This is a genomic window from Mesobacillus sp. (genome assembly GCF_049588175.1).
GTDB lineage: Bacteria > Bacillota > Bacilli > Bacillales > Cytobacillaceae > Mesobacillus.
Genome location: NZ_JBAVFI010000397.1, coordinates 1 through 6,458, shown reverse-complemented (window position 1 = coordinate 6,458; position 6,458 = coordinate 1). Strand labels below are relative to the sequence as shown.

The window sequence follows — 6,458 nt, the reverse complement described above, 5'->3', positions numbered from 1 at the left end:
ACCTTAATCAGATTGCAAAACAGTCTTCACTTTCGACTCATGAAGTACAGGAAATCATTAATGAATTTGTTGATAAAGGACAGATTGTATGAATAAACGGACAGCACAATCATTCGCACTAGGGATTCTGTTTTCTGCCATTTTCCTTTGGGCAGGAAGCAGTGTGATAGCTGATAAAGGTACGGAGCAGAAAGTAACTGTATCCAATGCAAAACAGCTACTCGAAACTAAAGGATACAAAGTAATGGACAACAATGAGTTTGCAAAACTCAACGAGAAAAAAACAGCAGCGAAAGAGGAAAAGACAAAAGCTGAAGCTCCTGCTGAAAAGACTAAAACCGAAGAGGTAAAAGAGGAAAAGAAGTTCACTCTTGTAATCGCTGGCGGCATGACTCCGGGGGATGTAGCAGTTATGCTGAAGAGCCAGGGAATCATCGACGACGAAGACAAATTCGAACGATTCCTGATTGATAAAGGCTACCATATGAAGGTACAAATCGGACGGTATGAATTAACCGGCGGCATGGATTATGACCAGATTGCAAAAGTTATTACGAAAAATAGATAATATCGTTATTGATAAACCCACTTTATGAGGGTTTCAGACTGTAGATAAACTCGATAAAAATCGAGCTTGTCTACAGTCTTTTGTCTGTCTATTAGATGGGCTTGTTGATTTCTAGATACTTCGCATTCCAATTTACTGTTCTTACAGGTAATAAAGTAGCTTTATTGATGTTCTCATTTTCCAGTTTTTTCTTTTCATGGGACCTATGAGGCTTCATTGGAAACCTATTTTTCCAGTCTGTTCATCCAGGTAACCAATGGGTATTATTGATAGACCCATTTAACGCGTCAGTATTCTTATCTACAAAAGAAAGGAGCAGGGAATTCCCTGCTCCTTTCTTTTACATTATTGGTTAAGATCATACCTTTTGCCTTTAACGAGGTAAAAAACATTTTCAGCAATGTTTGTAACGTGGTCTGCCGCTCTTTCTAGGTAACGGCTGATGAATGATAGCTGAGTGATTTGCGCCAGCTGCTCGGGTTTGCTTTGTGCAAGGGACAGTAAATCCTTAATTGTCTGGCCATATAGCTCATCAACCTGATCATCCATTTGAGCAACCTGTTTTGCCTTGCCTAGGTCCTCTTCATTGTATGCTTCAAGTGATAATGTCAGCATTTGCAGCGAAAGCTGATGCATCTGCTTAATATGTTCAATAGGTTTTACGAGCGGTTCATTTCCAATTCTGATTGTAGATTTTGCGATATTCACCGCAAAGTCTGCCATTCTTTCAATATCTGTAGCAATCTTGATGGCTACAATAAGCCTTCTTAAATCAACTGCTACCGGCTGCTGTTTTGCAATCAATAAAATCGCAAAATCATTGATTTCTTCTTCAAGAATATTTGCATCAGCATCATCTTCAAGGATTTTCAGAGCTAGTTCAATATCTTTATTCTCCAAAGCCTTAAGCGATTGTGTCAGTGCGTTTATCGCAAAATTTCCAAGTTCGAGCAATTTTGCATGCAATGTTTTAAGATCTTCATCAAATTTCCCTCTAACCACCATGTAATCCTCATCCTTCCAACTGAATTGTATGAAAAATCAACCGAAACGTCCAGTAATATAATCTTCCGTCCTCTTGTCGGAAGGAGTGGAGAAAATTTTATCCGTATCAGCAAATTCGATTACTTCCCCATTCAAGAAGAAAGCAGTCTTGTCAGATATACGAGCTGCCTGCTGCATATTATGAGTAACGATAATAATGCTGAAATCTTTTTTCAATTCTTGTACAAGCTCCTCAACCTTCAAGGTTGATATAGGATCTAGCGCTGAAGTAGGTTCGTCCATAAGGATTACATCTGGTTCGATCGCAAGAGCGCGGGCAATACAAATACGCTGCTGCTGCCCGCCAGAAAGGCCATATGCATTCGAGTTTAAGCGGTCCTTTACTTCATCCCAGATGGCTGCACCTCTTAGGCTTTTTTCTACAATTTCATCGAGGATTTTCTTATCACGGATTCCATGGATTTTTGGACCATATGCAATATTTTCATAAATGGATTTTGGAAACGGATTAGGTTTTTGAAATACCATTCCTACGCTCGTTCTTAAATCTTCGACCTGGAAGGATTTATCAAGAATATTTCGTCCCCTGTATAAAATTTCACCAGAAATCTTTACTGTTGGCACCAATTCAACCATACGGTTCAACGTCTTAATATAGGTTGATTTACCACAGCCAGACGGCCCGATAATTGCTGTAACTTCATTTTCATTGATCGCCAAATTAATATTTTTCAAAGCATGGCCTTCACCATACCAAAGGTTAAGGTCTTTAGTATCATATACAACCTTTTTATTATCCATATTTCCCGCGTTCTGTTTTTCTGCTTTTAAATTTGCTGTTGTCTTATCTGTAGCTAGTGACATATGTTAACCCTCCCAGACTAATATCTTTTTTGGAATTTATTACGAATCAAAATGGCAATTGAGTTCATTACGAACAAAACTAACAATAAAATAACGATTGTTGCAGCTGCAAGATTTGCATATTCAGCTACAAGTGCCGAGTCAACTGTCCAATAATAAATCTGAACTGGCAAAATCGTAAATTTATCAAAGATTGTGTCTGGAACAGGAATTAACAGTGCGGGTATTCCGATTACAACTAGTGGTGCCGTCTCACCGATCGCACGTGATAATGCAAGAATGACACCAGTGAGAATTCCGGGAATGGCTGCAGGCAGGACAACATTTTTAATGGTCTGCCATTTTGTTGCACCCATTCCATATGAGGCTTCCCTTAAAAATTGCGGAACTGCTCGAATGGCCTCCTGGCTCGCTACAACTACTACTGGAAGTACTAGTAAGGCCATTGTTAAACCGCCTGCAAGAACTACAGAACCTAAATCAAGTGTCCTGGCGAATACGGTTAATCCGAGGATACCAAAAACGACAGAAGGAACACCAGCAAGATTCGAGATATTTGTCTTGATAAAAGAAGAGATACGGCCCTTTGCTGCATACTCTTCTAAATAAATTGCTGTTCCAATACCTAGTATCATGGTTACTGGGGCTACAACTAGCATCAGCCAGAAGGTACCCATTATTGCTCCCCAGATACCGGCTCTCTCAGGATCTGTGGATAGTCTATTAGTCAGGAAATCCACGTTGATCCATGGCAAGCCATCCGACAATACACGGTAAATTAATACAACCAACACGACAAGGCCGAATAATGTGGCCATGAAGAAAAGTGCTTTTGCCAGGTTATTGGCTAATAAACGTGAACCCATTTTTTTATGGACTTGTTTTGCATCTACGTATTTCATATTAATATTCCTCCCTGAACCTGCGAGAGATATATTGAGCGACTAGGTTCATGATCAGCGTGAAGACAAACAAGGTCATTGCGACAGCATAAAGGCTGTAATATAATGTTGTTCCCGCAGCCGCTTCTCCTCCGGTTACTTCTACGATATAGGCAGTCATGGTCTGCATCGATTGGGTGACATCGAAGGTGAAGTTTTTTGAACTTCCGCTTGCAATTGCTACAATCATCGTCTCTCCTATAGCTCTGGAAATTCCGAGCACGAATGAAGCAATAATACCTGAAATTGCTGCAGGTATTACAACCTTCCAGGTTACTTCAAGCTTTGTTGCACCTAAAGCCAAAGCACCCTCTCTCATTGCGTTTGGCACAGCGCTCATTGCATCTTCTGATAATGAAGCAACCATCGGGATGATCATAATTCCCATTACAATACCCGGGCTCAGAATGTTGGTAGGTTCAAGGCCTGGAATAAACGATCTTAAAAGAGGTGTAACAAAAGTGAAAGCAAAAAAACCATAAACGATAGTAGGAATACCAGCTAAAATTTCAAGAATCGGTTTTAATACTCTCCTTAATTTTTCAGAAGCATATTCACTTAAGAAAATGGCTGTCATAAGTCCTACCGGAATCGCAACCATCATTGCAATGACAGTTGAAATAAGTGTTCCAGTCAACAATGGCAATACACCGAAGACAGCATGATCACCCAATGGCTTTAATTTAGTGCCTGTAAAGAAATCTATAAAAGGAACGTCTTTGAAAAAGGCGATTGTTTCCGTTAATAAAGTAAGTACAATTCCAATTGTCGTAAAAACAGAGATTGCTGCAATACCAAATAAAATCTTAGGAATAAATTTTTCAGTATAATTGGTGACACTTCGAGTCTTTTTCTTCTCTTGTATCATATCACGGACATTCAGTTTGTTACCGCTATCGTGAACTACGCTTTTCGCCAAGTGTAAAACCCCTTTCATCCTTCTCATCCAAGGAAGAACTCTTTTCCTTCTAGTACCCCAGGGAAAACAAATTAATTATTTTTTTAACACACGCAAGAAGATGAGAAGGTTAGACCTCTCATCCTCTTAGTAAAAAGGTTTAAGAATTTACTTCTTTAATCCATTTAAAGTATCAAGAGAAGCCTTGATATCCTCGTCAGATAAAGGAGCGAATCCAGTTTCTGCTGAAACATCCTTTGCATGCTCCATTGTATAGATCGCATAATCAAGTACTTGTGGCTTATTTTTAGCCTGATTCACGTTCAAGTATGTGAATACTGGACGAGTGAATGGTGCGTAATCGCCATCTTCTTTGATTGTATCTAATGAAGGCTCAACAGGACCCTTACCAAAGTCAACTTTTACAGCAGAAAGCTTATCTTTATTGCTGTCATAGTAACCGTAACCGAAGAAACCAATTGCGTTTTTATCTTTTGAAACAAGATCCACTAAAGTTGAGTAATCTTGCTGTAAATTGATGTTTCCAGGAAGTTCTTGCTCTCCTAAAATGTTTTCAAACATGAACTCATATGTTCCGTGGTTTTCATTCGGACCATATGTTTTGATTTCTTCATTTGGGAAATCAGCACGAACATCTGACCATTTCTTCTTTCCGGCACTTGCAAGGAAAATATCTTTAACTTCTTGTTCTGTAAGTTCAGTAGCCCAATCATTGTCTTTATTGATTACGATCGTAATACCGTCTAGTGCAACCTTCATTTCCTGAACTTCAATGCCAAGCTTTTCTGCTTCGGCTTTTTCTTCATCTTTTATTTGTCGGGATGCATCATTAAAGTCTGTACCGTCTTTAACAAGGAATTTCTTAAAGCCAGCTGATGTTCCGGAGCGGCTAACTTCAACAGAGACATTTTCTTGTTCTCCCATATAATCTTCAGCCATCCGTGCCATAAAAGGATAAACAGTACCAGAACCATCAATGACAACACTGCCTTCTAGTTCTTCACCATTTTTACCTTCGTTATCTCCACCACCGCAAGCTGCAGCGAATGCCATGACAGCTGCCAGCATTAAAAACAGGCTCATTTTTTTAAGACTCTTCATTCCTTAATTCCCCCTACGAGATATGGTTGTTTTGTCCTACAGACTAAGAATAAAGCTTTTCTTTTAACGTTGTTTTAACTGAATGTAAAGGTTTTGTAAATTTAGCTAATTGATGTGAGGGCTTGTCGATAAGCCGGGATAAATTCAGGTTTGCCCGCTTGCGGTTAGTATACCCACCGCAATAAAAAAAAAACTGCCCCTAATGGGACAGTTTTAGTATCTTATTGTTCGATCTCCGCTTCAATTTCTTCCAGCAGTTCAGCGCCTTCTTCTTTCTTCTCTACTTCCTGGTTTGGCTGCTCGGGATTCATATTTCCTTCCATCCGCTTCTTTTTAAGCTCGAAATACGTATCAAGCACCCTGCGCCCAATATCATTGTTCGCATGGTGTCCCTGGCTTCCTTCGTATGCCCATGGAACCATTACGGCCAAGGCAATTTCGGGATTCTCATTAGGTGCATATGCAACAAGGCTCAAGTTCATTACCTCAGGTGGAAGCTGGCCTTCAGGAAACTTCACTGGTCCATCATAGGCAGCCTGGGCAGTACCGGTTTTACCTGCTGGCTTATATTCCGCGGTATAGAAGGAACCATATGCCGTTCCACCTTTTTCCTGCATAACTCTCCTGAATCCTTCCTGTACTCTGTCAAACCATTCTGGTTTGGCATCGACTTTATTCAGAATCACCGGTTCAATTTCTTCCAACACAGGACCAACTTCATTATTCTTCATAACCGGTTCGCGAATTTCTTTCACAATTCTCGGCTGCAGACGATTTCCGCCATTAGCAATGGTTGAAACATATTGCGCAAGCTGAATCGTTGTGTAGGTGTCATACTGGCCGATTGCAAAGTCAAGTAATAGACCAGGCCTTCGTTCCATTCCTTTAAAACCAATCATTTCATTTGGCAAATCAATGCCAGTTCTCGCTCCAAGGCCAAATTGGCTGAAATAATTCCTCATTGTATCGAAAGCTTCAGGTTCCAGATACAACGGCTGATCATAATTGTAGATCCCTTTACCGATATTAATTGCTGTCCTGAACATGTATACGTTAGAGG

7 protein-coding genes are annotated in these 6,458 nt (G+C 40.0%); 1 reads left to right on the top strand and 6 read right to left on the bottom strand.

Going from position 1 to position 6,458, the window contains the following annotated elements:
- Positions 1-88 precede the first annotated feature (88 nt).
- The gene (locus WB217_RS10055) at positions 89-568 is read left to right on the top strand and encodes a hypothetical protein (RefSeq protein ID WP_423993034.1); all 480 of its coding nucleotides are present in this window, start codon (positions 89-91) and stop codon (positions 566-568) included.
- Between the two features lie 345 nt (positions 569-913).
- Here WB217_RS10055 and phoU read toward each other — a convergent pair whose 3' ends face one another.
- The 6 genes from phoU to WB217_RS10025 form a co-directional block, all read right to left on the bottom strand.
- The gene (gene phoU / locus WB217_RS10050) at positions 914-1,573 is read right to left on the bottom strand and encodes a phosphate signaling complex protein PhoU (protein WP_423993032.1); all 660 of its coding nucleotides are present in this window, start codon (positions 1,571-1,573) and stop codon (positions 914-916) included.
- Positions 1,574-1,609: 36 nt separating this feature from the next.
- Positions 1,610-2,374, bottom strand: coding sequence for a phosphate ABC transporter ATP-binding protein PstB (gene pstB / locus WB217_RS10045; protein WP_423993036.1), 765 nt, complete (start codon positions 2,372-2,374; stop codon positions 1,610-1,612).
- Between the two features lie 80 nt (positions 2,375-2,454).
- A complete protein-coding gene (gene pstA, locus WB217_RS10040) occupies positions 2,455-3,339 on the bottom strand; it encodes a phosphate ABC transporter permease PstA (protein WP_423993030.1) in 885 nt (294 codons plus the stop codon).
- A 1-nt stretch (position 3,340) separates the two neighbouring features.
- Positions 3,341-4,315 carry a phosphate ABC transporter permease subunit PstC gene (pstC, locus tag WB217_RS10035; protein ID WP_423993028.1) on the bottom strand — a complete coding sequence of 325 codons (975 nt, stop codon included), beginning with the start codon at positions 4,313-4,315 and terminating at the stop codon, positions 3,341-3,343.
- Positions 4,316-4,444: 129 nt separating this feature from the next.
- The gene (locus WB217_RS10030) at positions 4,445-5,398 is read right to left on the bottom strand and encodes a PstS family phosphate ABC transporter substrate-binding protein (protein WP_423993026.1); all 954 of its coding nucleotides are present in this window, start codon (positions 5,396-5,398) and stop codon (positions 4,445-4,447) included.
- A gap of 221 nt (positions 5,399-5,619) precedes the next feature.
- The coding region (locus WB217_RS10025; protein ID WP_423993024.1) for a penicillin-binding transpeptidase domain-containing protein at positions 5,620-6,458 on the bottom strand (839 nt) is incomplete at its 5' end.

Excerpts from the sequence above, each read along its gene's own strand:
- WB217_RS10030 (WP_423993026.1), bottom strand. The coding sequence starts at position 5,398 with ATGAAGAGTCTTAAAAAAATGAGCCTGTTTTTAATGCTGGCAGCTGTC.
- pstB (WP_423993036.1), bottom strand. The coding sequence starts at position 2,374 with ATGGATAATAAAAAGGTTGTATATGATACTAAAGACCTTAACCTTTGG.
- pstC (WP_423993028.1), bottom strand. The coding sequence starts at position 4,315 with ATGAAAGGGGTTTTACACTTGGCGAAAAGCGTAGTTCACGATAGCGGT.
- phoU (WP_423993032.1), bottom strand. The coding sequence starts at position 1,573 with ATGGTGGTTAGAGGGAAATTTGATGAAGATCTTAAAACATTGCATGCA.
- WB217_RS10055 (WP_423993034.1), top strand. The coding sequence starts at position 89 with ATGAATAAACGGACAGCACAATCATTCGCACTAGGGATTCTGTTTTCT.
- pstA (WP_423993030.1), bottom strand. The coding sequence starts at position 3,339 with ATGAAATACGTAGATGCAAAACAAGTCCATAAAAAAATGGGTTCACGT.